The 26,701-nt window shown below is 61.0% G+C and carries 25 protein-coding genes; 13 read left to right on the top strand and 12 right to left on the bottom strand.

From position 1 onward, the window contains the following. The first annotated feature begins 2 nt into the window (after positions 1-2). From GQ39_RS26150 to GQ39_RS33070, 6 genes are all read left to right on the top strand, one after another. A complete protein-coding gene (locus tag GQ39_RS26150; protein ID WP_047536166.1) occupies positions 3-1,136 on the top strand; it encodes a methionine ABC transporter ATP-binding protein in 1,134 nt (377 codons plus the stop codon). Next, complete coding sequence (locus tag GQ39_RS26145; RefSeq protein ID WP_047536163.1) at positions 1,126-1,770, top strand: methionine ABC transporter permease; 645 nt, start codon at positions 1,126-1,128, stop codon at positions 1,768-1,770. Before GQ39_RS26150 ends, GQ39_RS26145 begins: the two co-directional genes overlap by 11 nt. Before the next feature lie 501 nt (positions 1,771-2,271). Further along, positions 2,272-2,628: a DUF6124 family protein gene (locus GQ39_RS26140; RefSeq protein WP_047536160.1), complete on the top strand. Its 357-nt coding sequence runs from the start codon at positions 2,272-2,274 to the stop codon at positions 2,626-2,628. A 149-nt stretch (positions 2,629-2,777) separates the two neighbouring features. Further along, on the top strand, positions 2,778-3,407 hold the full coding sequence (locus tag GQ39_RS26135) for a class I SAM-dependent methyltransferase (protein ID WP_047536157.1): 630 nt from the start codon (positions 2,778-2,780) through the stop codon (positions 3,405-3,407). Positions 3,408-3,560: 153 nt separating this feature from the next. Beyond that, the gene (locus GQ39_RS26130; protein WP_047536154.1) at positions 3,561-4,757 is read left to right on the top strand and encodes an AAA family ATPase; all 1,197 of its coding nucleotides are present in this window, start codon (positions 3,561-3,563) and stop codon (positions 4,755-4,757) included. Further along, positions 4,729-5,025 (top strand): hypothetical protein, encoded by a 297-nt coding sequence (locus tag GQ39_RS33070; protein ID WP_081997983.1) that lies wholly within the window; start codon positions 4,729-4,731, stop codon positions 5,023-5,025. Before GQ39_RS26130 ends, GQ39_RS33070 begins: the two co-directional genes overlap by 29 nt. A gap of 104 nt (positions 5,026-5,129) precedes the next feature. Here GQ39_RS33070 and GQ39_RS26125 read toward each other — a convergent pair whose 3' ends face one another. The 7 genes from GQ39_RS26125 to GQ39_RS26095 all read right to left on the bottom strand — a co-directional run bounded on the left by GQ39_RS26125 (position 5,130) and on the right by GQ39_RS26095 (position 12,576). Continuing rightward, a complete protein-coding gene (locus tag GQ39_RS26125; protein WP_047536151.1) occupies positions 5,130-5,912 on the bottom strand; it encodes a MetQ/NlpA family ABC transporter substrate-binding protein in 783 nt (260 codons plus the stop codon). Positions 5,913-6,185: 273 nt separating this feature from the next. Continuing rightward, positions 6,186-7,115 carry a sigma 54-interacting transcriptional regulator gene (locus GQ39_RS26120; protein ID WP_047536148.1) on the bottom strand — a complete coding sequence of 310 codons (930 nt, stop codon included), beginning with the start codon at positions 7,113-7,115 and terminating at the stop codon, positions 6,186-6,188. Positions 7,116-7,180: 65 nt separating this feature from the next. After that, on the bottom strand, positions 7,181-7,762 hold the full coding sequence (locus tag GQ39_RS26115) for an alpha/beta hydrolase (RefSeq protein WP_047536146.1): 582 nt from the start codon (positions 7,760-7,762) through the stop codon (positions 7,181-7,183). 196 nt (positions 7,763-7,958) lie between these two features. Then, the gene (locus tag GQ39_RS26110) at positions 7,959-8,360 is read right to left on the bottom strand and encodes an ExbD/TolR family protein (protein ID WP_047536143.1); all 402 of its coding nucleotides are present in this window, start codon (positions 8,358-8,360) and stop codon (positions 7,959-7,961) included. A 1-nt stretch (position 8,361) separates the two neighbouring features. Then, a complete protein-coding gene (locus GQ39_RS26105; protein ID WP_047536140.1) occupies positions 8,362-9,087 on the bottom strand; it encodes a MotA/TolQ/ExbB proton channel family protein in 726 nt (241 codons plus the stop codon). A gap of 44 nt (positions 9,088-9,131) precedes the next feature. Beyond that, positions 9,132-9,944 (bottom strand): energy transducer TonB, encoded by an 813-nt coding sequence (locus tag GQ39_RS26100; RefSeq protein WP_047536137.1) that lies wholly within the window; start codon positions 9,942-9,944, stop codon positions 9,132-9,134. 259 nt (positions 9,945-10,203) lie between these two features. Then, on the bottom strand, positions 10,204-12,576 hold the full coding sequence (locus tag GQ39_RS26095) for a TonB-dependent receptor (protein WP_047536134.1): 2,373 nt from the start codon (positions 12,574-12,576) through the stop codon (positions 10,204-10,206). A gap of 166 nt (positions 12,577-12,742) precedes the next feature. Between GQ39_RS26095 and GQ39_RS26090 the strand changes: the two genes are divergently transcribed. Both GQ39_RS26090 and GQ39_RS26085 read left to right on the top strand, forming a co-directional pair. Continuing rightward, a complete protein-coding gene (locus tag GQ39_RS26090) occupies positions 12,743-13,687 on the top strand; it encodes a LysR family transcriptional regulator (protein WP_047536131.1) in 945 nt (314 codons plus the stop codon). A 204-nt stretch (positions 13,688-13,891) separates the two neighbouring features. After that, entirely contained in the window at positions 13,892-15,508 is a 1,617-nt protein-coding gene (locus GQ39_RS26085) for a sulfatase-like hydrolase/transferase (RefSeq protein ID WP_047536125.1), read from the top strand. 106 nt (positions 15,509-15,614) lie between these two features. Here the strand turns inward: GQ39_RS26085 and GQ39_RS26080 are convergent, their stop codons facing one another. Further along, positions 15,615-16,535 carry a TauD/TfdA dioxygenase family protein gene (locus tag GQ39_RS26080; protein WP_047536117.1) on the bottom strand — a complete coding sequence of 307 codons (921 nt, stop codon included), beginning with the start codon at positions 16,533-16,535 and terminating at the stop codon, positions 15,615-15,617. Between the two features lie 183 nt (positions 16,536-16,718). Here GQ39_RS26080 and GQ39_RS26075 point away from each other — a divergent pair, with 183 nt between their 5' ends. Continuing rightward, positions 16,719-17,639, top strand: a complete 921-nt coding sequence (locus tag GQ39_RS26075; RefSeq protein WP_047536114.1) for a LysR family transcriptional regulator — start codon at positions 16,719-16,721, stop codon at positions 17,637-17,639. A gap of 120 nt (positions 17,640-17,759) precedes the next feature. Here the strand turns inward: GQ39_RS26075 and GQ39_RS26070 are convergent, their stop codons facing one another. Further along, positions 17,760-18,773 (bottom strand): ABC transporter substrate-binding protein, encoded by a 1,014-nt coding sequence (locus tag GQ39_RS26070; protein ID WP_047536111.1) that lies wholly within the window; start codon positions 18,771-18,773, stop codon positions 17,760-17,762. A 337-nt stretch (positions 18,774-19,110) separates the two neighbouring features. Here GQ39_RS26070 and GQ39_RS26065 point away from each other — a divergent pair, with 337 nt between their 5' ends. From GQ39_RS26065 to GQ39_RS26055, 3 genes are read left to right on the top strand one after another with little or no spacing between them, the layout of a single operon-like run. Next, positions 19,111-20,709, top strand: a complete 1,599-nt coding sequence (locus tag GQ39_RS26065) for an ABC transporter permease (protein WP_047536107.1) — start codon at positions 19,111-19,113, stop codon at positions 20,707-20,709. Continuing rightward, a complete protein-coding gene (locus tag GQ39_RS26060; protein ID WP_047536105.1) occupies positions 20,706-21,521 on the top strand; it encodes an ABC transporter ATP-binding protein in 816 nt (271 codons plus the stop codon). Before GQ39_RS26065 ends, GQ39_RS26060 begins: the two co-directional genes overlap by 4 nt. 14 nt (positions 21,522-21,535) lie before the next feature. Then, on the top strand, positions 21,536-23,146 hold the full coding sequence (locus GQ39_RS26055) for an arylsulfatase (RefSeq protein WP_047536102.1): 1,611 nt from the start codon (positions 21,536-21,538) through the stop codon (positions 23,144-23,146). 117 nt (positions 23,147-23,263) lie between these two features. Here the strand turns inward: GQ39_RS26055 and GQ39_RS26050 are convergent, their stop codons facing one another. After that, positions 23,264-24,337, bottom strand: coding sequence for a fatty acid desaturase (locus tag GQ39_RS26050; RefSeq protein WP_047536099.1), 1,074 nt, complete (start codon positions 24,335-24,337; stop codon positions 23,264-23,266). A 100-nt stretch (positions 24,338-24,437) separates the two neighbouring features. On the opposite strand from GQ39_RS26050, the gene GQ39_RS26045 reads away from it, so the two are divergent. Further along, on the top strand, positions 24,438-25,442 hold the full coding sequence (locus GQ39_RS26045) for an AraC family transcriptional regulator (RefSeq protein ID WP_047536096.1): 1,005 nt from the start codon (positions 24,438-24,440) through the stop codon (positions 25,440-25,442). A 143-nt stretch (positions 25,443-25,585) separates the two neighbouring features. Here the strand turns inward: GQ39_RS26045 and GQ39_RS26040 are convergent, their stop codons facing one another. Further along, complete coding sequence (locus GQ39_RS26040; RefSeq protein ID WP_047536094.1) at positions 25,586-25,951, bottom strand: response regulator; 366 nt, start codon at positions 25,949-25,951, stop codon at positions 25,586-25,588. Between the two features lie 57 nt (positions 25,952-26,008). Then, positions 26,009-26,695: a Crp/Fnr family transcriptional regulator gene (locus GQ39_RS26035; protein WP_047536091.1), complete on the bottom strand. Its 687-nt coding sequence runs from the start codon at positions 26,693-26,695 to the stop codon at positions 26,009-26,011. Between the last annotated feature and the right edge of the window lie 6 nt (positions 26,696-26,701).

The following is a 26,701-nucleotide window of genomic DNA, read 5'->3' as shown; positions in this document are numbered from 1 at the left end:
GCATGACGGCAGCGACCCAACGGCGACTGGAGATTCCAGAGCCCCGCCCTCTACACGAACAGGCACAACAGACCGAGCTGCACCCGGAGCTCAATCGTGCCCACGTGCGCTTTGTCGGCCTGGGCAAAACCTATGAAGGCAAGCAAGGCCCGGTGGCCGCCCTGCAAGGCATCGACCTGGCGATCCAGCGCGGTGAAGTGTTCGGCATCATCGGCCGCAGCGGCGCCGGCAAGTCGTCGCTGATCCGCACCATCAACCGCCTCGAACAACCGACGTCGGGGCGCGTGTTGATCGATCAAGTGGACATCGGCGAGTTCGATGAAGACCGCCTGGTGGCCCTGCGTCGGCGCATCGGCATGATCTTCCAGCACTTCAACCTGATGTCGGCCAAGACTGTTTGGCAGAACGTCGAGCTGCCGCTGAAAGTCGCCGGGGTGCCCAAGGAAAAACGCGATCAAAAGGTCCGCGAACTGCTGGAACTGGTCGGCCTGCAAGCCAAACACAAGGCCTACCCGGCGCAGCTGTCCGGCGGCCAGAAACAGCGTGTCGGCATCGCCCGCGCCCTGGTGCACGACCCGGCCATTTTGCTCTGCGACGAGGCCACCTCGGCGCTCGACCCGGAGACCACCCAATCGATCCTCGGCCTGCTGCGCGAGATCAATCAGCGCCTGGGCCTGACCATCATTTTGATCACCCACGAAATGGCGGTGATCCGCGAGATCTGTGATCGCGTGGTCGTGCTCGAACACGGGCGCATCGTTGAGCAGGGGCCGGTGTGGGAAGTGTTCGGCAACCCGCAGCACGAGGTCAGCAAGACCTTGCTCGCGCCGTTGCAACATGCGCTGCCCACAGAGCTGCAAAGCCGCTTGCACGCGCAGCCGCAGACCTCGGATGACGCGGTCGTTCTGCGTCTGCAATTCACCGGCACGGCCCAGGACGAACCGGACATCGCCGCCCTGTTCGCTGCCCTTGGTGGCCGCGTGCGCTTGCTGCAAGGTGGCGTGGAACGGATTCAGGGCCACGCCTTGGGGCAATTGCTGCTGGCCGTGACCGGCTCGGCCCTCGGCGCCGAAGCATTGCGCCAGCGTGCGAGCCAATGGGCGCAACAGGTTGAGGTATTGGGCTATGTGGTTTGATCGATTGCTGCAAGGCTTCATCGACACGTTCTTGATGGTCGGCGTGTCGTCCTTGATCGCACTACTGGCGGGCATTCCGCTGGCGGTGATCCTGGTCACCAGTTCCAAGGGCGGCATCTACGAGGCGCCGGGCATCAACCGTGCGCTGGGCGCGTTCGTGAACCTGTTCCGCTCGATTCCGTTCCTGATTTTGATGGTCGCGCTGATCCCGTTCACCCGCTTGATCGTCGGCACCACCTACGGCGTGTGGGCGGCCGTGGTGCCGTTGACCATTGCCGCGACGCCGTTCTTCGCGCGCATCGCCGAGGTCAGCCTGCGCGAGGTCGATCACGGCTTGATCGAAGCGGCGCAAGCCATGGGCTGCCGACGCGGGCACATCGTTTGGCATGTGCTGTTGCCCGAGGCGCTGCCGGGCATCGTCGGGGGCTTCACCATTACGCTGGTGACCATGATCAACTCCTCGGCCATGGCCGGCGCGATTGGCGCGGGCGGCTTGGGGGACATCGCCTATCGATACGGGTATCAGCGCTTTGACAGCCAGATCATGCTGACGGTGATTGTGTTGCTGGTGGCGTTGGTGGCGGTGATTCAGCTGGGCGGGGATCGCTTGGCGCGGGGGCTCAACAAACGCTGAAGGAGCCCGGCTGGCGCTCGGCCTCAACACACACTAAAGGAGCCCTTTGTAGGAGCGAGCCTGCTCGCGATGAGCGCAAGAGCGCCGCGTTCATCCAGGCAGCCCTCGTTATCGTTTACGTCCATCGCGAGCAGGCTCGCTCCTACAAAAAGGGGATTTTTCCTACAGGAATAACAGGCCTCCTACAGCCCTGTTCACTTTCCTTTGCAGGACATTTCCTAGATTATCCCGTTCGCTTGCGCCTGCCAGATCCGGTGGCTAGTCTCGGCCCGTCACTGCTCATCAGTGATCGGGTTTAGTAGCCCGGAACAATAGGCGCATAGCGATTCCATGCTCATGTTCGGCACTTGTTGCCGCATGCAGAATATGGTGGCTGTGCGCGGGGCATCTTCGGATGCACGGTTTTCCTATTGACCGGCCTACTAACCTGCGTACAGCCGCCACCCAATCGTTTAGTAGGCGAGAAGTGACGGTTCCCATGAAGCAATAGGAGCAACACTCATGGACAGATCTGTTCCCGATCCACCTCCCGAAACACCCTCCAACGAAGCCATCACCGATGACCTGCTCAGAGACCGCTCGGCGCTCTATCGCGCCATCGATTTCTACCTCACCGGCGATCAACCCTCACCGCCCGACGAACTGCGTTTCTACAACGTCAGCAAAGACGTGAGCTTCGAAGACACCCAGCTCTACGTCGCCGATCTGCTGCGCTGCGCCTCTGTGACCGCCTATCAGTGCGGCGACCACCTCAAGGGCGCCGACCGGGCCATGGTGTTCTCGGTCTGGCATTTGCTGGAGATCGCCAAGGCGATGGTTGATCGATCGATTGAGTGTTTGGGGATGAAACACGGTTGAGCCATTAAAACCGCCATCGCGAGCAGGCTCGCTCCCACAGGGAAACGCGATCCAAATGTGGGAGCGAGCCTGCTCGCGATGGGCTGCGCAGCAGCCCCCTACCTGATGGCGTATATTCGGCGAATTCCCATTTGCCTTTGCAGCCGACCATGAAACAGACCTCCGACGACCTCCAGCAAATCACCGCCACCACCCTGGGCCATTACAACTCAGTGGCCGAAGGTTTTCGCGAGGGCACCCGCGATCACGATGTCAGCCAGAACATCGATGCCCTGCTGCGGCACATTCAGGGTCAAGCGCCGTTGCAGATTCTCGACTTCGGCTGCGGCCCCGGTCGCGACCTGCAAACCTTCACCCGCCTGGGCCACATCGCCGTCGGTCTCGATGGCGCGCAGAAGTTTGCGCAGATGGCGCGCGAGGACAGCGGTTGCGAGGTCTGGCAACAGGACTTTTTAAAACTCGATCTGCCGGCCGAACGCTTCGACGGGATCTTCGCCAACGCCGTGCTGTTTCACATCCCGCGCCAGGAATTGCCACGGGTGTTGAAGCAATTGCGCGAAACGCTGAAACCCGGCGGCGTGCTGTTCAGCTCCAACCCCCGTGGCGAGAACCAGGAAGGCTGGAACGGCCCTCGCTATGGCGCCTATCACGACCTTCAGGCGTGGCAGCAATTGCTGACCGAAGCAGGGTTCGTGGAGCTGGAGCATTACTACCGGCCGGCAGGGCTGCCACGGGAGCAACAGCCTTGGTTGGCGAGTGTCTGGCGTAAGCCGGCGTAATCCATTTTGACGCCATCGCGAGCAAGCTCCCACAGGGAACCGGGATTGTCGGAAGAACCCAGCCAACGGTGGGAATTTCCATGTTGCAGGCAAACCCAGCAGCCTTGAATCAACGCTATGGTCTTTGCGCGGTCTCAATGATGTGAGAACTCCATGCTCAAAACCCTTGCGGTAGCCAATTACCGTTCAATCAATAAACTGGTCATCCCTCTGGGCCGGCTCAACCTGATCACCGGCCCCAACGGCAGCGGCAAATCCAACCTCTACCGTGCATTGCGCCTGCTGGCGGAAACCGCTCAGGGTGGCGTGGTCAATGCGCTGGCTCGCGAGGGTGGGCTCGATTCGACCTTCTGGGCTGGACCGGAAACCATCACCCGACGCATGCGCAACGGCGAAGTGCCCGTCGAGGCGACGGTGCGACACGGAGTGAAGCGTCTTCGGCTGGGGTTTACCGGAGAAGACTTCGGTTACACGATCAGCCTCGGATTACCTGACTCCAACGGCCATTTCATGCTCCCCGGGCATAGCTCACCCATCCCGTCACGTTTCAGCCTCGACCCGCAAATTAAACGCGAATGCCTCTGGGCCGGGCCGTTCTATCGCCCGGCCAGCCTGCTGGTGGATCGTGACGGCCCGATGATCCGCGCCCGAGCCAACCGCAGCTGGGAGGTGCTGGCGCAACACACGCCGAATTTCGACAGCCTGTTCGATCAGGTCGGCAGCCTGCGCACCTCGCCTGAGACGCTGGAGATGCGTGAGTTCATCCGCCGCTGGCGCTTCTACGATCACTTTCGCAGCGATGCCGATGCGCCGGTGCGCCAGCCACAACTGGGTACGCGCACCCCGGTGCTGCACCACGACGGAAGAGACCTTGCAGCCGCGCTGCAAACCATCATCGAGATCGGCGACCCCGAAGCGCTGCAAGCCGCCATCAGCGATGCATTTCCCGGTGCACGGCTGCACATCGAGCCACTGCCCGGCGGGCGCTTTGCAATCGAGTTTTATCAGGAAGGTTTGTTGCGACCACTGTCGGCCGCGGAGTTGTCAGACGGGACATTGCGTTACTTGCTGCTGGTGGCAGCCCTGCTGACACCCAGGCCACCGACCTTGATGGTGCTGAACGAACCGGAAACCAGCCTGCATCCGGATCTGCTGCCAGCATTGGCGCGCCTGATCATCCAAGCGTCGACGCATTGCCAGGTATGGGTGGTTTCCCATGCGCGGCGGTTGATTTCGGCGTTGCAGGAAGATTCTGAATGCAATTGCATCGTGCTGGAAAAAAACCTGGGACAGACCGGGATCGTCGGGCAGCGGATGCTGGATGAACCGACGTGGTATTGGCCGGATTAGGCGGCGCCTGAAAAATCGAATCGCGGGCAAGCTCGCTCCCTCATTTGCCGAGGTAACGGAAGACGTCTATTTTCCCTTGCACCGTAGGAAGGATCTTTTTTTCAAATTGCCCCTCCAAGGACGGACCACTATTGGCCAGACTCCCCGGCCCACTACTCACAAGGAAGAGAAAATGGCAGACGCAAAAGTGCTCAAGCCGATGAATCCCCAGGACATCGTGAAATTATTGGTGGCGCTGCGCAGGGCTTTGAAGGCCAGAGCAGCCTGAGGGATCCTGGGTTCGTTCCCACATGAAATGTTCGCAGGCAAAAAAACGCCGACGCAGTATCAGCCGTCGGCGTTTTCAAACCTTGAAGGGGTTTACTGCGTCGATCAGAACGCCGGCAGTACCGCGCCGTTGTATTTCTTCTCGATGAAGGCTTTCACTTCCGGACTGGTCAGGGCTTTGGCCAGTTTCTGGATGGCCACGCTGTCCTTGTTGTCCGGACGAGCCACCAGGAAGTTCACGTAAGGCGAATCGGCGCCTTCGATCACCAGGGCGTCTTTAGCCGGGTTCAGACCCGCTTCCAGCGCGTAGTTGGTGTTGATCATGTCCAGGTCGACCTGATCCAGCACGCGCGGCAGCATCGCCGACTCAAGTTCCTTGAACTTGAAGTTGTGCGGGTTCTTGGCGATGTCCTTCGGAGTAGCCACAGCGTTTTTCGGGTCTTTCAACTCGATCAGACCTGCCTTCTGCAGCAGGATCAGGGCGCGGCCGCTGTTGCTGCCTTCGTTCGGGATGGCAATGGTCGCGCCGTCCTTCAGTTCAGCCAAGGTTTTGACTTTCTTCGAGTAGCCACCGAACGGTTCGACGTGAACGCCGATCACGGTTTCCAGGTGCGTCCCTTTACCTTCGTTGAAGTTCTTCAGGTACGGCAGGGTCTGGAAGTAGTTGGCGTCCAGACGCTTCTGGTCGACCTGCACGTTCGGCTGAACGTAGTCGGTGAAGACTTTAATTTCCAGGTCCACGCCTTCTTTGGCGAGGGTGGGCTTGATCAGTTCCAGAATCTCGGCGTGTGGAACCGGGGTCGCCGCGACCACCAGTTTCTCGCCCGCCTGGGCCAGGCCAGCAGTCAGGGCAGCCGCCAGTGCGGTGAACAACAGAACCTTTTTCATGCAGTGTCCTTATCGAAAATCACAGTCGCTTGTGGCGACGGCTAGATAGTTAAGTGCCAGCGAAGTGCTATCGCTGGCGTGAAGCGGACAATACCGATATTTTTTATTCCAGAACAATATCTTTTATTCACTTTGATATTCCATTTTGTTCATACAGCTCTAGCCCGCGCCTTCCCTTGTAGGAGCGAGCCGGCTCGCGATGGTCGTCAACGATAATGTTGGGCACCTGACACCCCCGCGGCGCTCTCAGGTTCATCGCGAGCAGGCTCGCTCCTACAGGAGGCCGGCTTGCTTAAGTATTTGTTTCAGAGCGTCTTTTTCGGTGGCCGAACCCTCGGCGAGAATCTGCTTGAGTTGCAGCTCGATCTGCTGCAACGACGCCGGCACCTCCGGCAAATTCAGATGCTCGGGCAAAATTTCGTCGCCGGTACTCACCAGCAGCGCAAAGTGGATGACGTTTTCCAGCTCTCGGGTATTGCCGGGCCAGGAATGGCGTTCCAGCACCGCTTGCGCGGCCTCGCTGATCAGCGGCACGGGCAGCTCCAGGCGTTGGCTGTAGATGCCGAGGAAGTATTCGGCCAGCGACAGAATATCGCCCACCCGCTCGCGCAAGGCCGGCAGTTCGAGCTGGCCTTCGCTGAGGTAGTGATAGAGCCGTTCATGGAATTTGCCGGCGGCGACCGCCTGGGCCAAATCGATGCTGGTGGCGGCCACCAGGCGCACGTCCACCGGGCTCGGCTGGTGAGCACCGACACGGGTCACTTCGTGGTTTTCCAGGGCAGCGAGCAATTTGATCTGAATCGGCAGCGGCAGATCGCCAATTTCGTCCAGGTACAGGGTGCCGCCATTGGCCGAGCCGAACCAGCCGGCGCGACTGCTGGCCGAGCCGCTGTAACTGCCTGCGGCGTAGCCGAACAACTCGGCGTCAGCGTAGGTCGGGCTGATGGCGCCGCAGTTGACCGAAACAAACAATCCGCCGCGATCGCTGGCGCGATGGATGTGCCGCGCCAGCAATTCCTTGCCGCTGCCGGTTTCGCCTCGGATCAGCACCGAGATCGAACGCGGCGCCAGTTGTTCGAGATCCTGGCGCAATTGCCGGGAACGCGGATCGACGAACACCAACGCTTTGGCGCGGATGCTCAGGGGACTTTTTTCAGCATCGGGAAAGGTCAGCAGCGGCTGACCGAAGGTTTCAAAGCTCATGGCAGACTCCCGCCCAAAACCGCCGGGAGACGGGGGCGCTATTTAAAAAAGAAAAAGATAAAGGCTCAGGCGCGACGCAGGGCGTGATGTTCCATGCGGTTTTGCAGACGGTAGAGATAGGCAAACCCCTGCTCCCACCGCTGGTGACCCGACTTCACATTGATGTGTCCGGCACCCGCCAGAATCCCCGCTTCAGCGCCCCAGTTGCGTGCCAGCTCCAGCGCCCGTGGCGCACTGACGGCGGCGTCGTTGTCGGAGCTGACGACCTGGCTGGGAAACGGCAGAAGATCGCCAGGAATCGGCGCGAAGTTACGCAGGGCCGGCGCGCAAGCGGGGCGCTCGACATCCGCCGGCGCGACCAGCAAGGCGCCGCGAACCTGCCGCAGAAACTGCACGGGCGCGGTCGCTGCCCAATGCGCGACGGTGATGCAACCCAGGCTGTGGGCGATCAGGATCACCGGGGTGCTGTCGGCGGCAATTGCCTCGGCCAGCGCCGCGACCCAGTCTTCACGACGCGGCGTCAGCCAGTCGGCCTGCTCCACCCGTGCGCTATTCGGCAAGCTGTTCTGCCAGTGGCTTTGCCAATGATCTTCTGGCGATCCTTGCCAGCCCGGCACAATCAGATAGCGAATGGATTCGTTGCGCATGGGGGAGCTCTCCTGCTGCGTGTCTGTTCCTGATCGAGTATAGGGACGGGATTTATATTCGTTAAGGAATAAGAAGCTATTTATTAAGACCTATATCGAATATGCAAGCGATCCCACAGGGACGTGTGTATTTTTTGCGGAATAAAAAAGGGGCCGCACCCTGCCAAGGAGACGGCCCCGGAAAATCGTAAATCTGTCAGCGCGCGGTGATCACCGACAACTTGGTGATGCCTGCCCGCTCAATGGACGCCATGGCCCGCGCCACCTCGCCGTAATTGACCCCGTCATCGGCCTGCAACTGCACCCGCACTTCCGGGTCCTTGGCCTTGGCTGCCTGAAGCTGGAACTCCAGCAAATCCGGCTGGATTTCATCCTTGTTGATAAACAGCTTGCCGGCACCGTCGATGCTCACCACCAGCGGGTCCTTCTGCTCCACCGGCGCCACGGCTTCGGTCTTGGGCAGGTTGATCGGAATCGCGTTGGTCAGCAGCGGCGCGGTGACGATGAACACCACCAGCAGCACCAGCATCACGTCCACCAGCGGTGTCACGTTGATCTCGCTCAGCACCTCATCACTGTCTTGCGTGGAGAAGGCCATATCAGGAGGCCTCCTTCACTTTTTGCGAGTTACCCCGGGCAGCCACTTTGTGCACCGTCGGGTGAATCAGTACGCGGAACGCACTCTTCTGCGCCAGGCTGTAGAAGTCATGGGCAAAGTCGTCCAGGTCCGCCGCCGTCAACTTCAGACGCCGCAAAAAGTAGTTGTAAACCAGCACTGCCGGCACCGCGACAGCGATCCCCACACCAGTGGCGACCAGCGCCGCACCAATGGGTCCGGCCACCGTCTCCAGGCTTGCCGAGCCCGCCGCGCTGATACCTTTCAACGCTTCCATAATTCCCCACACGGTGCCGAACAACCCAATGAACGGCGACGTACTGCCAATACTCGCAACCACTGCCAGCCCGGTCTCCAGCGACCGGCGCTCACGCACGATCTGCTGACGCAAGGCCCGCTCGAGGCGATCCTGATGATTGATCGCCTGGCTCAAATCCGTCGCCTGTGGCGCCTCGCCCACCTGAATCGCCGCGTAACCGGCCTGCGCCACCCGCGCCGCAGCGCCCGGTTGCGTCTCGGCTAACTCTGCCGCCGAGTCCAGACTCGACGCCGCCCAAAACCGATTGTGAAACCTGCGGTCCTGGGCTTTAAGCCGACCGAACTGCACACCCTTGAGCAACGCCAGGCCCCAAGTGGCGACGGAAAAAACCACCAACAGCCAGATCACCGCGCTTTCGATGGATTCAAGTGGAGATGCCAATAACGTCATGATGGATTCCTCGTGTAAACGTTTCGCGCGAAATAGGTTTCGGTTTAATGAATCTTGAAATCGATGGGCACGCTGACCCAGCCATCCTGGGCAACATCACCCTGCTTGGCCGGCACGAAACTCCAACGTTTCACGGCGCTCAGGGCCGCCTCGTCGAGGGCCTCGCGGCCGCTGCTTTTCTGAATCTGGATCTCGCCGGGCTTGCCGTTGGCCAGTACATGCACCCGCAGCAACACCGTGCCTTCCCAACCGCGACGCTGGGCCAGCGACGGGTATTCCGGCGCCGGGTTTTTCAGGTACGCGGCATTGGCCGAGGCTGGCGTCACAGGTGCGGGCACCGGTGGTGCAGGTGGCGCCGGCGCCGCGACCGAAGCCGCTGGCTGTGGCGGTGCCGGCGGTTGTTCAACCGCTTTGGGCGCCGGTTTCGGGATCGGTTTTACCACTGGCTTGGGTTTTGGAATCGGTTTGGGTGGCGCCGGTTTGGCCGCCAGTTCATCCACCACTGGCGGTGGCGGCTCGACCACTGGTGGCGGTGGCGGGACGGGTGGCGGCGGTTCGACCACGGGCGGCGCCGAACGCGAAAACTCGATGGTCATTGGCGGGATCTCCGGCGGGACGATCGGCAACACTTTGGCTGGCTGCTGATTGACCCAGTAGATCAGCGCACCGTGTACCAGCAATGCCAGCACACCGAGCAGGATCGCCTCGCGCCGGCTCAGAATGCCCTTGGGCGCACGTTGCAAACGCAACTGGCCCAAGGGCACGCGATGCCCCCGTCCGAGGTCGACCAACTCGCCACCTGGCGCCTGGTGCCAAAGCACCTCGTGTGCGCTGGCGACGGTCTGGACATTGCCCATTGATTGACTCCCTGTGGTCTCTTTGCGAATAACCCGATACGCCGAGCCAAGCTCCCCCGAACGATGTAGCGGTGGGTGAATCATTGAGCCAGACGCTTATCTCTTAAAGTAATCTTTGAAATTAAAGTCAGATCAAAATCGCATATAAAAAGCACCTGAACCGCTGCAAGCCTTGGCCTGCAAGGGCTCTGGCTGCGGGGTCGAAAAGGCATGCTTTCGCGGCATGGAAAATATTCCTCAGAGGCATGGTTTTTCGCCGTCAGAAGTCATATCGACCGGTCACGCCCAACGTCCGCGGCGTGCCGAGCAGCCCTTCATAACCGCCGTTGGCAGCGGTCCACAGGGTCGTGTAGTAGGTTTTGTCGAAGGCGTTTTTCAGCCACAGCGAGACGTCCCACTGCCCTTGCTTGAAGTCGCCGCGCAGGCCGGTCGACAGGTTGACCACGGCGTAACTCGGGATCTGGCCGAAGTCGGAATCCTCCACCGTACCCACCGCTTTGGAACGGAAGGCGTAGCTGGCGGTGACGTACTCTTCGAAGCCGTTACTCAGGTTCCATTTGTATTCGCCATTGGCGTTGCCGATCCATTTCGACGCGCCAACCACCTGGTGGCCGGTGAGGTCGCAAGACGCTGGAGCACCCGGCGCCAGGCTGACTTCCGGCGGGCATGGCGCATCTTTGTACGAGAGGTAGCTGACGTCGTTGTAGGAACCGTTGAAGTTCAGTGTCAGGCCGCGCAACGGGATCAGCGTGCTGTCGAATTCCACGCCGCGCGAACGCACCGAGCCGGCGTTGGTCAGGTATTGCACGCGGTTGACGTCGTCGTAGGCGTTGGTCTGATAGCCGTTGACCTGGGTCCAGAAGACGTTGGCGTTGAGCTGCAGGCGGCGGTCCCACAGCGTGCTTTTGAAACCGAGTTCGGCGTTGTTGGCGCGCTCGGTGCCAATTAGCAGCGAGTCGGCGCCAGCGACCGGTGCCGTGCCGACGGCCAGGTTCACACCACCGGATTTCTCGCCGTGGGACACGGTCGCGTAGCCGAGCAGGTTATCAGTGAAGTGGTAGCTGAGGTTGAGCAGCCCCGAAGGACTGGAGCTGTACTGATTCAAATCACCGGAGTCGTAAACCCCGGCGCGACCGCGCCTGACCGTCGCCGCCGCACCGATGACCGCCGCACCACCCACGGGTGCATCGCGGTTGACCCAGGCGTTTTTCTCTTCATAGGTCCCCCGCACACCAGCGGTGAAATCCAGGCGTTCGGTGAGGTGCCAGGTGCCCTGGGCAAACAGTGCGAAGCTGTCGGTCTTGATGTGGCCTCTGCCAACGCTGTCGATGTTGGCCAGCGCCCCCGCTGGCGTGCCGTTCCAGATGTCGGCTTGCGGTCCGTAATAAGCGAAGGATTTGTTGTCCAGGTTGTTGCCGAAGTAATAGGCGCCGAGCACGTAATCGAAGAACCCGCCAGTGGGCGAGGCCAGGCGAAATTCCTGGGAGTACTGTTTGTCTTCCACCGAAACCCCGGCGTTGTAGGTCGCCGAGACGTTCAGGCCGTCGTCGTTACGCGGGGTGAAATTCCACCAGCGGTAGGAGCTGATGGAGGTCAGGGTGAAGTCGCTCGGCAGCGTCCAGTTCGCCTCGACCGAGGTGCCGCCCTGATGCACGGTGACGTGCTGATCGTTGTTCAAATTGACCTTGCGGTGCGTGCCATCGACCAGCGTGGCCCCCGCCGTATTGGCCCTGGCCTGGTAAAGGTTGACGCCGTTGATGGTCGGCCCGGTGTTGTACAACACGCGGGTGCCGGCGCTGGAATCCTCTTCGTTGTAGTCGCCGATCCAGCGCAGGTTGAACGACTCGTTGGGCTTGAACAGCAATTGCCCACGGAAGCCGTCGCGCGAGCCACCGTTCAGGTCGTGGCCGTCGTATTCGTTTTTGATGTCGCCATCGCTGCGGGTGCGATAAGCGGAAAAACGCCCGGCGAGTTGGTCATTCAACGGGCCGGAAATAGTGCCCTTGGTCTGGAAATAACCGTCCTCGCCCACCGAACTCTCGATGCTGCGCTCCGGGGTGAAGGTCGGCGCGCGCGTGCTGATGTTGATCACGCCAGCCGTGGTGTTCTTGCCGAACAAAGTACCTTGCGGGCCGCGCAGCACTTCGAGCTGCTCGATGTCCATCAGGTCGAACACCGCCATGCCCGGCCGCCCGAGGTAGACGTTATCGATGTACAGCCCGACGCTGCCTTCCAGGCCATCGCTGGCCGGGTTGTTGCCCAGGCCACGGATCGACACGCTGGACTGGCGCGCATGCATGTAGGCGACGTTGACGCTGGGCACCAGTTGCTGCAAATCCTGGATGCGATAGACCCGCTGGCTTTCCAGCACCTGGCCGCTGACCACGCTCATCGGTGTCGGTACATCCTGCGAGCTTTCCTCGCGACGGCGGGTGGTGACCGTCACGGTTTCCAGCTGCGCGCCATCGGCTTTGGCCTGGCCTGCAACGGTGGCTGCGGGAACCGTTTCGGGCGTGCTGGCATCGGCGGCTTGTGCCTGGGTCCAACTGGCGCTCCCCGCCAGCAGCAGGGCCAGGGGCAGGCGTTTGAGCCGTCGGGGCGTAAGGGGTGAAGCGAGGTTCAACGGACTCATTTAGCGGCTCCTGGTCAAAAAACACACAAAGACTTTTCAGCAGTGCATATTCTTTAAAGTTATTTATTTATGTTTTTACAAAGATTTACTGCATAAGAGATTGCCTTTATAAGGAGTCGACCTAATGCATATCCAATGCATTTCCCCGATATTTTTAATGTGAAAAATGCATATCGATTTGCGCCAGCTCCGTCACTTCATCGCCCTCGCCGACCAGCGCAGCTTCGTCGCGGGTGCGATGGCGGTGAACCTGTCGCAATCGGCCTTCAGCCGCAGCATTCAGGCGCTGGAACACAGCGTCGGTTGTCAGTTGGTGGACCGTGGGCGCAAGGACCTGGCGCCGACCAAACAGGGCCAGGTGTTGCTCGAACATGCGCGGCGACTGGTCAGCGGCGCGCAGCAGATGGCCAACGAGATCAGCCAGTTCAATGGTCTGGAGGCCGGCGAGTTGCGCTTCGGTTGTGGTCCGGCGCCCGCAGCAGGCCTGGTGCCTCGGGCAATCGGCAGCTTCATCGGCCGCTACCCCAAGGCACGGGTGCAATTTCAGGTGGATGACTGGCAGAGCCTGAGCAAGCGCCTGCTGAGTGAAGAGTTCGAATTCTTCGTCGCCGACACCCGGCAATTCGAAGCCGACCCGGACTATCTGACCCAGCGCCTGCGCCCGCGCAAATGGCACTTCTGCTGCCGCGCCGGGCATCCACTGGCCACTCGCGAAAGTGTCAGCGCCGCCGAGTTGATGAGCTACCCGATGGCGGTGACCATCCGCCCGCCCAACCTGCGCAAAGTCATCGTCGACTTGAGTGGCCGGCCGGACTTCACGCCCAACGTGGAATGCGAAAACAGCTACAGCCTGCTCGGCGTGGTGATGCGTTCGGATGCGATTGGGATCATCGGCGAGTATTCAGATGCACTGCACAACGCCAATGGCGAGTTGGTGCGTTTGAAGATCGAAGGGCTGGCCGATGACCTGGAAGAGCTCTACACCCGCTACGGAATTGTCAGTCGCGCGGGGTATCGGTTATCGCCGTTGGCCGAGGCGATGATTGCGCAGATCAAGGAGATTGATGCGCAGGATGAAGAGGTGTGTTCGCTGGAGCAACTGGCCGTCTGATCGGGCCCCTTCGCTGGCAAGCCAGCTCCCACAGGGATCAATGCTATGTCCACCATGGAGCCTGGTGGGAGCTGGCTTGCCAGCGATGGCGTCGGCTCGGCTGGTGATGCACCCCCTGCATAAAAACCATTCCCCAAATGCACTTGCCTCAACCCCTCTGCAACAGCGAAAAACCTCACCTGCCTTTTAGATCGGTGAACCTTCATGCCTGACACTCAAAACCCCGTGCGCAACGTGCTGTACATCATGTGCGATCAACTGCGGCGCGATTACCTGTCGTGCTACGGCCACCCGCATCTGCACACGCCCAACATCGATCGCCTGGCCGACGCCGGCGTGCGTTTCAGTCGTGCCTATACCCAAGGCACGATCTGCGGGCCGTCGCGAATGTCGGCCTACACCGGGCGCTATGTCAGCAGTCATCAGGTCGCCTGGAACGCCGTGCCGCTACCCCTTGAAGAGCTGACCCTCGGTGATTACCTACGGCCCCATGGCATACGCACCGCGCTGGTCGGCAAGACCCACGCCACACCTAATCTCGATGCCTTGCAGCGGCTGGACATCGACCCGCTGGGCGATCAGGCGGCAGCGCTGAACGAAGTCGGTTTCGAACCGTTTTTCCGCCATGACGGGATCTTCCCCGACAACCCGTTGTTCGATGACAAGCGCGAGTCCGCGCCCTACACCCACTACCTGCGTGACCTCGGTTTCGAAGGCCGCAACCCGTGGCACGACTGGGCCAATGCCGCCGAAGGCGAACAGGGCGAGATCCTCAGCGGCTGGAAAATGCGCAACGCCCATTTGCCGGCGCGCGTGCCGGAGCAGCATTCGGAAACCGTCTACACCACCGACCGCGCCCTGGACTTCATCGCCGAGCAAGGCGAGCAGCCGTGGTGCCTGCACCTGTCGTACATCAAGCCCCATTGGCCCTACATCGCCCCGGCGCCGTATCACGCGCTGTATGGCGCAGATCAGGTGATCGAGCCTGTGCGTGCATCGGCGAGCGAGGCCAGCGATCACCCGGTGTACAACGCGTTTCGCCAGCACGAAGAGAGCCTGAATTTTTCCAGGGACGAAGTGCGCTTGAACGTGGTCCCGACGTACATGGGCCTGATCAAGCAGGTCGATGACCAGCTCGGGCGGCTGTTTGATTTTCTGCAGAGCAGCGGGCGTTGGGATGACACCCTGATCGTGTTCACCAGCGATCACGGCGACTTCCTTGGCGACCATTACCTGGGGGAAAAAGAGTTTCTGCTGGAGCCGGCGGTGGGCATTCCGCTGATCGTTCGCGACCCACGCCCGGCCGCGGACATCACCCGTGGATCGGTGGACGACAGGCTGGTGGAAACCATCGACGCACTGCCGACATTTCTTCAGGCTTTGGGGTTGCCGAGCGCCGAGCATCGGCTTGAAGGACGCTCGCTGATTCCCTTGCTGCATGGCGCTCAAACCGACTGGCGCCACTTTGCGATCAGTGAATACGACTACGCGTTTCAGGCGCCGGCACGGGAGCGATTGTCTCAACCGATCGACCGCTGCCGCATGACCATGGTGCGCAGCGAGCGCTGGAAATACCTGGCGTATGACGGCTTCCGGCCGCAGCTGTTTGACCTGCTCAATGATCCACAGGAGTTGCGGGATCTGGGTGCGGACCCGGCGTATGCCTCGGTTCGCGAGGAACATGCGGGGTACTTGTTCGAGTGGGTACGTGGATTGAAGCGGCGGACGACCATCAGTCATCAGGAGATTGATTTGCGCGGGCAGCGGTTTCGTTATGGCGAGCCCGAAAGCGAGAAATGGGTTCAGATCGGCGTTTGGTGAAAAAGCATTGCTGGCAAGCCCGCTCCCACAGGGTTTGGTGTCGTTCACGTCTATTGTGTTCAACACCATTCATTGTGGGAGCTGGCTTGCCAGCGAAGACGTCAGATCAGACGCCGCCGATATCCGGCCCCTTCACCGTCTGACTGCGTTGCCCCGAAACCCCGATCGCCACTTCGCCCTTGAGCGTCACACGACGCACCACACGGTCCTGGGTGCCATAGTCGTCCACCGCGTAATGCTGGGTGGAGCGGTTGTCCCAAATCGCTACGTCACCGGCCTTCCAGCGCCAGCGCACGGTGTTTTCCTGGCGGATGACATGGCTTTGCAACAGGCCGAACAGGTGCGCCGAATCCGCCTGGGAATAGCCCTTGATGCGCTTGACGAAATGCCCCAGCAGCAAGCTTTTCTCGCCGCTGATCGGGTGCACGCGCACCACCGGGTGCTCGGTCTCGTAAATGGTCGAGGTGAAGATCTTGCGGTAGCGTTCCAGCTTCTCCTCCGACACGTCAGGCTTGGCGCCCGCGTAGTCGTATTCGTTGCTGTGCACGGCCACCAGCTTGTCCGCCAGCTCGCGCAGTTCCGGCGCCAGTTCGTTGTAGGCGGTGGCGGTGTTGGCCCATACGGTGTCGCCGCCGAAGGCCGGTGCCACCACCGAGCGCAGGATCGAGGCTTTCGGGTAAGCGTCGACGAAGGTCACATCAGTGTGCCAGGAATTGGCGCGCTGGCCCTGGGCACCGTCGAGTTCGAGCAGGAAACGAGTGCCGTCACGCACCGGCACCGTCGGGTGCGCCACCGGTTCGCCCAGCAGATGGGCGAAGGCCTCCTGACTCTGATCGTCGAGGTGGGTCTGCTCGCGGAAGAAGATCACTTTGTACTGCACCAGCGCCTGCTGGATCGCTTCGATGGTGGCGGCATCGAGCTCACCGGAGAGGTGCACGCCACGGATCTCGGCGCCGATGCGGCCGGCCACCGGATGGATTTCAAGCGCGTGAACAGCGGGTTTTACAGCTAAAGCGGCATTGCTCATGGGTAGACCCTCGATCGGACTGCTGACGGTTGAGTGACAGCGAAACAATGCTCTATCTATATTCAATTTAGATCTAATAGATATTCATATGCTTCGTTGACGGAATAAGAGCTTGCATTTAAAACCTCAACCAACCCTCGTCGCAAATGCCTTCGAGCTATTTTTAGGATGCCGGGAAAGCATATGGATCTTCGCCAGTTACGCTACTTCATCGCCCTTAACGAACACCGCAGTTTCGTCCGCGCGGCGGATGCCATGGGCATCACCCAACCGGCGTTCAGCCGCAGTATTCAAGGGCTGGAGCAGGAGTTCGGCTGCGTGCTGGTGGACCGTGGCAACAAGGATCTGCGCCCCACGCCCGAAGGCCAGGTGGTGCTGCAGCACGCCCGGACCCTGGTGCAGGGCGCGGCACTGCTGAGCGCCGAAGTGACGCAGATGACCAAGCTCGACGCCGGCGAACTGCACTTCGGTTGCGGCCCGGCGCCCGCCGTGAAACTGGTGCCGGATGCCGTGGCGCAATTCATCAATGCCCACCCGAAAGTGCGCACCTGCTTCCAGGTGGATAACTGGGAAAACCTCAGCCGTGCCCTGAGCCGCGAGGAGATCGAATTCTTCATCGCCGATATCCGCCATTTCGAATCCGACCCGAACTTCCAGACCCAGGCCCTGACGCCCAAGCGCGGGGTGTTTTTCTGCCGCCCCGGGCATCCGTTGCTGGCCAAGGAAAGCCTGTCGACCAACGACATGTTCGACTACCCGCTGGCCACCACGCGCATCCCGCCAGGCATTCGCAAACTGCTGGCGAACCTCAGTGGGCGGATGGATTTTGCTTCGACCATCGAGACCGAGCATTTCCCGGCGCTGGTGAAAATCGTCCTGCAATCGAACGCCATTGGCGTGGGCACCGAGGAAGCGTTCGTCGAGGACATTGCCCAGGGTTCGCTGGCGCTGCTGCACTGGCGCAATCTGCCGCAGAACATCGAGAGCATGAATGCCCGGTGCGGGATCGTCAGCCGCACCGGGTTCCGGTTGTCACCGGCGGCGCGGGAGATGATCGAAACCTTGGTGGCGGTGGACAGACAGGAAGTCGCCGTCGCGGTTTGACGGCCCCATCGCTGGCAAGCCAGCTCCCACAGGGTTTGGTGTTGATCGCATCCATTGTCTCCAGCACCGTCCCACTGTGGGAGCTGGCTTGCCAGCGATGACGTCAGATCAGACGACGATTCAGAGCTTCGCCGCAGCCAACTCAGGCGCCACCCAATCACTGACCTTGAACGACTTGCGAATCAACTTCTGCTGCGAAGCCAGGTCCACCGCATCCTGCAATTTACCCAGGAACACCGGGTCCAGCGTCGAAGGGAAAACCTCGCTCAGTTTCTGGTCCTTCAGATCCTGAGTCAGGATCACCGGTGGATAACTCGCCAGCCCCGACACCAACTGGATGTAGGCTTCCTTGTTGCTGTCCTGGGTCAGCCATTGCACCGCTTGCTGCTGTGCCTTGAGCAATTTCGCCACCACCTCCGGGTGTTCGTCGACAAACTTGCCGTTGCCCACCAGCACACTCTGGATACTTCCCGCGCCCCCCAGGTCCTTGGTACTCAGCGGCAACTCGGCCAGGCCTTTGGCTTGCAATGCAGTCAAGCCGGAGCTACCCCACGAGGCGTCGATCTGCTTGGCGGCCAGCGCCGCGACCGCACTGTTGAAGTCCAGATTGATGATCTTCAGATCCTTCTCGCTCAAGCCCTGGCTGGCCAGCGCCGCATCGAACGATAACTGGCTGGCGGTGCCGCGAAAGATCGCCACGCGCTTGCCCTTGAGGTCTTGCAGGGTCTTGATTCCCGAGCCCGGCACCACGCCGAGGTAATGTTTGACCCCGCGTGCCGAGGCGCTCAGCACCCGCGTGTCCAGGCCATTGGACTTGCCGATGATCGCCGCCAGGTCGCCGAGGTAGGCCAGATCAACCTGGCCGTTGGCGAACGCTTCGTTGATCACCGGACCTGCGCCCTTGAAGAAATTCCACTGGATCTTGATGCCCTGATCGGCGAAGGCTTTTTCGTAGATCTGTTGATCGCGCAGCACGTCCACCACGCCGCCACCACTGTGCTGGGTGCCAGCGCTGAGGTCGGGCACGGCGATGCGGATTTCCTTGAGTTCGGCAGCCTGAGCGGTAAACGCCAGCAGGCCCGCCAGCGCCGGTACGGCGAACAGGCTGATGACACGTTTGAAGGGAATGTTCATGGGTGCGGCTCCTGGTGACAACGGCGTTGAGGAGCAGAAAGTAGGCTGAATCTGAACCAGCACTTAAATACTATAAATTCACATTTTTATACCTTTTAGGTCTAAATCAAGCCCTGCGGGCCTCCTGGCTCGATATGCATAACCAGCATCGAAAATATTCTTCGAATGCATTGGATGCGCATTGGCTGGAGGCCTTAAATGGTCTCGCTTATCTCTCAATAGCATTGATTTGATTTTTTATAGATCAATTTTGCATACTCACTGAACGCTGCGGGAGCGGGCTTGCTCGCTCCCACAAAAGGCAGGCCGTATTGCAACCCGACAACGGAGGTCGCCCATGGCCCGTGTTTCCCTGCTCAGCCTGCCGCTGACGGCGCCACCCCTTGGTGGTCGGCGGCATTGGCCAACCTTGAGCCAGCGTCTTTTACCCTGGCTGCTGCCCGTGAGCCTGTTTGCGCTGTGGTGGCTGGCCAGCCGCAACCAATGGATGAGCGAACAGATCCTGCCGGCGCCGTCGCTGGTCTGGAACAGCGCGGTAGAGCTGTCCCAGGGCGAGTTGTGGAGCCATTTGTGGATCAGCCTGCAACGCCTGCTCTGGGGACTGCTCGCGGGCATCACGGCGGGTGGGATATTGGGCGCCGCGCTGGGCTTGAGCCGCACCCTCGAGCGACTGGTATTCCCGACGTTCACCGGGCTGGCGCAAGTCCCGACCCTGGCCTGGATTCCACTGTTCATGGTGTTTTTCGGCATCGGCGAAGTCTTGAAACTGGTGGTGCTGATCAAGGCCATCGTGGTGCCAGTGACCCTGCACACACTGGTTGGCGTGCGCGATGCACAACCGAAACTGCGTGAAGCGGCGGCAGTGTTGCGCCTGCCGTCACGGCTGCTGATCCGCCGACTGGTGCTTCCCGCTGCATTGCCAGCCTTCATGGCGGGCGTGCGCCTTGCACTGGCTGCTGGCTGGACTTCACTGCTGGCCGTCGAACTGCTGGCCTCCAGCGAAGGCATTGGCTACCTGATGGTCTGGGCGCGGCAGTTGTTCATGCTCGACATCGTGTTCGTGTGCATTGTGGTGATTGGTGTGATCGGCGTGGCCATGGATCGCGGCATCGGCTTGCTGGACAAAAAACTGGTGCACTGGCCGCACCCCGCCACGGCCGAGATCCGCCGGGGCCCCAGGTATCAGGGCTGGCAACGCCTGCAACCCTGGTTGCTACCGTTGACGCTGCTGTTGGTGTGGCAATGGGCGACCGTTGAGCAATGGGTCGACGCCAACATTCTGGTCAGCCCGCTGGCGGTGCTGACCACCACCTGGAACGGCTTGCTCGACGGTACCTTGATTAGCGGCATGGCCTTGAGCCTGGGGCGCACCGTCGGTGGTTTGTTGCTGGGCGGCGGCCTCGGTTTTGCGCTGGGCCTGTTGCTCGGTCTGTCGCGTACCAGTGAACGGGTTCTGGGCCCGACCCTCGCCGCCATCCGTCAAATCGCGATTTTCGCCTGGGTGCCGTTGCTCACGGCATGGTTTGGTCTGGGTGAACTGGCCAAGTGGGTATTCGTTGCCCTCGCCGCGTTCTTCCCGTTGTTCATCGCCACCCAGCGCAGCGTCGCCAACCTCTCGCCGCAACTGAACGAGGCCGCTCAAGTACTGCGCTTGAACCTGCGCCAGCGCCTGACTCGCCTGGTGCTGCCTGGCGCCGCGCCAGGGATTTTCGCCGGGCTCAGGCTGAGCCTGATCTACGCCTGGCTTGGCACCATCGGTGCCGAATATTTCATGCCGTCCAACGGCGGTATCGGCAGCCAGATGATCGGCGCCCAACAACTGCTGCGCATGGACCTGATCATGGCCGGCATGTTGCTGGTCGGCCTGACCGGCGCCCTGCTCAACCTCATTGGCCAACGCCTGGAAATCCGCGCTACCCGCTGGAGACACGCATGAACGCACCCATCGTCAGCTTCAACCATGTCGGCAAATCCTTCGACGTCGACGGCTTCGAACTGGAGGCCATTCGCGAATTCAACCTGGACATTGCCGAGGGTGAATTCGTCGCCATCGTCGGTTCCAGCGGCTGTGGCAAATCCACCTTGTTGCGCTTGCTGGTGGGCCTCGATACGCAGTTTCGCGGGCAGATCAGCGTCGATGGCAAAGCGGTCACCGGCATCGGCGGCGAACGCGGCATTGTCTTTCAGGAGCACCGTTTGTTCCCTTGGCTGACGGTGGCCGACAACATCGGGCTGGGCCTGGTCAACGAGCCTTTGAGCCTTGAACAAAAGCAAAAGCGCGTCCGTGATTTCATTGACCTGGTAGGCCTGAGCGACTTCACCCGCGCCTACCCTCATCAGTTGTCCGGCGGCATGGCGCAACGGGTGGCCATCGCGCGCGGCCTGGTGGCCAGCCCACGGATTCTGTTGCTCGACGAACCCTTCGGCGCCCTTGATGCCCTGACCCGCCAACAGATGCAGGACGAACTGCTGGCGATTCGCGCACGGGCCAGGATCACCACGATTCTGGTCACCCACGATGTCGAGGAAGCGATCTTCCTCGCCGACCGCGTGGTGGTGATGGAGCCGCGTCCCGGGCGGATCAAACGCGTGGTCGACATCGCCCTGCCCCATCCACGCCAACGCAGCCGTTTCGACTTCCACCAACTGCGCGAAGAGCTGCTGCACGAACTCACCAGCGACGGCCACTACCAACCACCCGTACCGGTGCAGGTGCGCGATCTGCCGCTGTCCTTCATTGCCTGCTGAACAGGAGATTCTTGATGCCGCAACGTCCCAACTTTCTGGTGATTCTGGCCGATGACCTGGGCTTTTCCGATATCGGTGCCTTCGGCGGCGAGATCGCCACGCCGAACCTCGATGCCCTGGCCAACAACGGCCTGCGCCTGACCGATTTTCACACCGCACCCACCTGCTCGCCGACCCGCTCGATGCTGTTGACCGGTACCGACCACCACATCGCCGGCATTGGCACCATGGCCGAAGCGCTGACCCCGGACCTGATCGGCAAACCCGGTTATGAAGGTCATTTGAACGACCGCGTCGTCGCCCTGCCCGAGCTGCTGCGCGAGGCGGGTTACCAGACGTTGATGAGCGGCAAATGGCACCTGGGCCTGACGGCGGAACTCGCCCCCCATGCCCGGGGATTCGAGCGCTCATTTTCGCTGTTGCCCGGGGCCGCCAACCATTACGGCTTTGAGCCGACCTACGATGAGCAGACGCCCGGACTGCTGAAATCCACGCCGGCGCTGTACATCGAAGACGATCAATTCATTGATCAATTGCCGAAGGATTTCTATTCCTCCGATGCCTTCGGCGACAAGTTGCTGCAGTACCTCAAGGAGCGCGACCAGACTCGGCCGTTCTTCGCTTACTTGCCCTTTTCCGCACCGCACTGGCCGTTGCAGGCACCGGCCGACGTGGTCGAGAAATACCGCGGACGCTATGACGCGGGCCCTGAAGTACTGCGCCTTGAACGGCTGGAAAAACTCAAGGCCCTGGGGCTGATCGAAGCCGATGTGGAGCCGCATCCGCTGATCGAGCTCAATACGCAATGGGATGCCCTGAGCGATGAGCAACGGCAGATTTCCGCGCGGGCGATGGAGGTCTACGCGGCGATGGTCGAGCGCATGGACTGGAACATCGGGCGCGTCGTCGACTACCTGCGCCAGCAAGGGCAGCTGGATAACACCTTCATCCTGTTCATGTCCGATAACGGCGCCGAGGGTGCACTGCTGGAAGCCTTCCCGAAATTCGGTCCGCAGTTGATGACGTACCTTAATCAGCACTACGACAACAGCCTCGACAACATCGGCCGCGCCAACTCCTACGTCTGGTACGGGCCGAGCTGGGCGCAAGTGGCCACCGCGCCTTCGCGGCTGTTCAAGGCGTTCACCACCGAGGGCGGGATTCGCGTGCCGGCGCTGGTGCACTACCCGCAACTGCCGCTCAAGGGGCAGATCAGCCATGGCTTTGGCACGGTGATGGACATCACGCCGACCATTCTCGACCTGGCCGGTGTGCGCCATCCGGGCAAGCAGTGGCGCGGCAAGCCCGTGGCAGCGCTGCGCGGAAAGTCGTGGCTGGGTTTTCTGTCCGGCGAAACGGCGCAGGTGCATGACGAGCACACCGTTACCGGTTGGGAGTTGTTTGGACGGCGGGCGATTCGTCAGGGGCAATGGAAAGCGGTGTTCATCCCGGGACCGGTCGGGCCGGCGACCTGGCAGCTGTATGACCTGGGGAGTGATCCGGGGGAAATTCATGATCTGGCGTTGAGCCAGCCTGACAAGCTCAACCTGCTGATTGAGCATTGGCAGAAGTATGTGGATGAGACTGGGGTGATTTTGAGTGAGTCGCCGTTTCAGCCGGATTGATGTTGGCTGGAAGACCGATATCGCTAGCGAGCCAGCTCCCACAGGTTTTTGCGGTGAATGCAAAATTTACATTCAGCACAAATCACTGTGGGAGCTGGCTTGCCAGCGATGAGGCCATCAGGCGCGCGCACCCTCTACGGTTTCACCCTGAACTTCGTCCTTGCGCACAAACCGGTTCGCCCGCGCAAACGTGCCGAAATCATTGAAGCGCACACCCATTTCCCGCATCACCTTATGCCCCACGGGCACGGTGAGTTGACGAATGTAGAAGGGTTCCTTCACCGCAAAGTGATGGATGCCGTGACTGCTGCCGAAGTTGAAGCAGAACGCCTGCAACGGCCACAGCCACCAGGCGTTCAGTACCTGGCATTGCTGCATCACGTTCCCGGGCTCGATGTCGCCGTAGTAGTGCATGTTCGAGCTGATGAAGTGCAGGCAGAACGTGCGCAGCACGTTCGGGCCGATGATGACGACGGCCGCGATGTCGATCACATTCATCACCGACAGCGTGGTCGCGGACCATTCAATCGGGGCGCCCAGCAGGTGCGCGATGCCGTTCGCGGCGTGGAAGCCGAGAAACACGTACCACGCCCCCCAATGCACCAGCGCCAGCGGCGCATAGACCTTCAGCGTGCGTTTGATGATGCTGAACTTGTGAGCCCAGGTCTTGGCTCGCAGCATGCGAATAAACGCCGACATGACGTTGTCGCCGACCATCAGCAACCGCGCCAAACCCCAAGGCTCGCCGTTGGTGATGGCGCGTTCTTCCATGTCGGTCTCGGAGCCGGAAACCTTGTGATGGTTGAGGTGCAGGTGACGGCGAATCCATGGATTGATCGTACTCGGCCGTGCCAGCCAGACCAGGCCCATCATCAGGTTGTGCGGCACCCGCTGCTTGCGGAAGTACATGCTATGGATCAGGTCATGCTCAAGTTCGTGGGTCAACGAGGCGAAGAACGCATTGAGCAGCAGGCACGCCCACCAGGCCATGTGCCCGCTGATGTAGAGCGCTGCGCAGCCGATCATCCCGGCCAGTGCGAAGGCCAGGATACCCGCGCCCAGTGCGTCCTGATGCTTGAGTATCGGGTAGCGCTGACGCAGCTCGACGCCCTTGGCCAGCACCACTTCACGAATATGCGCTGATCGCTGCGCTGCATTCAGTCGCTGGGGACTTGCAGAAGTACCGTGCATGCTTCCATCCTCTGGTTATTGATGTTCGCATGCTGCCTTGTGATCCTGCACAACGCGGTAGCCGTGAACGCCAACCTGTTGACCGGAAGCGCCAATCAGCATGACTGAACCGACCTCCCTCGCCAGCTGGACCCGCGCCCTGCGCAAGCAACTCGACGCCCTGGGCCTCGACAGCACCACCCTGTGCCACCAGGCCGGGCTCGATCCGCAGTTGATGGACGACCCGAACGCCCGATACCCGTTGTCCGGCACCACGCGACTGTGGGAGCTGGCGGTGCAGGCCAGCGGCGACTCGGCGATTGGCCTGCGCGTCTCACGCTTCGTCAGCCCCACCACCTTTCACGCGCTCGGTTATGCGCTGGTGGCCAGCGGCAGTTTGCGCGAAGTGTTCGAGCGCATCGTGCGTTATCACCAGGTGGTCAGTGACGCCCTGGAACTGGAACTGACACGCACCGAGGATCGCTACCGCTTCCGCCTGAAAATTCCTACAGGTAATCCGGCCCCGGCCTACGAGGCCATCGATGCGTTCATGGCGATTTACGTGCGTACCTGTCGCAATCGCCTGGGCCGCGACTATGCCCCGCTGGCGGTTTACCTGCGTCGGCCGGAACCTGAAGACTCGCATCAATGGCACAAAGTCTTCCGCTCGCCCGTGCACTTCGGCGCCGACGAAGACCGACTGGAATTCGCCCTCGTTGACTTCGACAGTCACCTGGACGACGCCAACCCGGAGCTGGCCGAACACAATGAAACCGTGCTCAAACGCACCCTGGCGCAACTCAAGCCGTTGACCTGGGAGCGCAAGGTCCGCGATGCCATAGAAGAGCAATTGCCGGAAGGTGAACCCAGCGCCGAGCACATCGCCAAGGCCCTGCACCTGAGCCTGCGCAGCTTGCAACGGCACTTGGCGGATGAGGGTTGTCGGTTTGACACGCTACTCAATGAAAGCCGCGAGAATCTGGCGTTGTTGCACCTGCGTGATCCCCAGGTTTCGCTGAGCGAGATCAGTTATTTGCTTGGGTTTGCCGATACCAGCAGTTTCAGCCGCGCATTCAAGCGCTGGACCGGGATGACGCCGGGGCAGTTTCGGGATGGGTTGCGGTAGGTTTTTCACCGGACATACCGGCCTCTTCGCTGGCAAGCCAGCTCCCACGGGGCTTTCGGTTGACCAGCCATTTAGGATTCACACAAGCCACTGTAGGAGCTGGCTTGCCAGCGAATTCGATTGTTCAGGCAACACAGAAACCACTACCGCCCCTGACCGCGCCGCAACAACTTGCGCACCCGCGCCACCAGCTCACTCACCGCGAACGGCTTCAGCAGGTAGTCATCTTCATGCAGCTCCAACCCGCGCAGGCGATCCTCGATGCCGTCCCTGGTGGTGAGGAGCAGCACCGGCGTTTCACCGAGCTTGCGGATCTGCTGCAGCAACTGCCAGCCATTGAGCCCCGGCAGCATGACGTCGAGGATGATCAGTTCGTATTCGCCGGACTCGATGAAGCGCCGGCCATCCATCCCGTTGACCGCCACATCCACCGCATAACTGGCCTCGCTCAAGCCATTGGCCAGGTGTTTGGCAGTCTCGGGTTCGTCTTCCACTAACAACACACGCATGGCACACCTCAATTGTCGTCCTCACAGGCTAAGCGTGTTCGGGGATAAAGCCCACCTTTAAAAGATCGCCAACGCCCGCAACCGTTCGATATCGAGGATTTCGATCTCGCCGTAGCCCAGACTCACAATCCCCTGCCCCTGCAGATCCTTGAGCATTTGATTGGTGGTCTGGCGCGACAACGACAACATGGAAGCCAGTTGCTCCTGGGGCAGTTGCAGGAGCCGGCGCGGCGGGTCGATCTCGCCATAGCCGTGGGCGATCATCAGCAAGCGATGGGCCAGCCGTGTCGGGGCCGGCATCAGGCTCAGCTGTTCGAGGTGGATGAAGGTCAGGCGCAGTTTCTGACTCATGAGCAAGGCCAGTTGCCGCCAGTACTCCGGTTGTTCGTCGAGCAATGTCAGCAGCGCCGTTTGCGGGATGTGCAACAGGGTGCAGTTGCCCAGGCCATACGCATCGTGGGTGCGCGCCTGGCCATCGAACAGACAGATCTCGCCGAACCAGTGCGGCGCCTCCACCAGACTGAGCAACGCTTCCTTGCCTTGCTCGCTGACCGCGCCAATGCGCACGGCACCCTCGAGCACCGCGTACAGACCACAGGGCGGATCACCACGCTTGAACAAGCGCTGGCCCGGCGACAGGCGCCGAACCCTGGCGGCGACCAGCAGACTATCCTGCAAGGTAACAGGCAGATGGCTGAACCACTGACCGTGCATCAAGCGTGGACGCCAGACCTGCATATCCATGAAAAC

It is taken from the genome of Pseudomonas sp. 11/12A (assembly GCF_000800055.1).
Lineage (GTDB): Bacteria > Pseudomonadota > Gammaproteobacteria > Pseudomonadales > Pseudomonadaceae > Aquipseudomonas > Aquipseudomonas mohnii.
The sequence above is the reverse complement of the archived record's forward strand: the minus strand, read 5'-3'. Positions and strand labels throughout refer to the sequence as shown.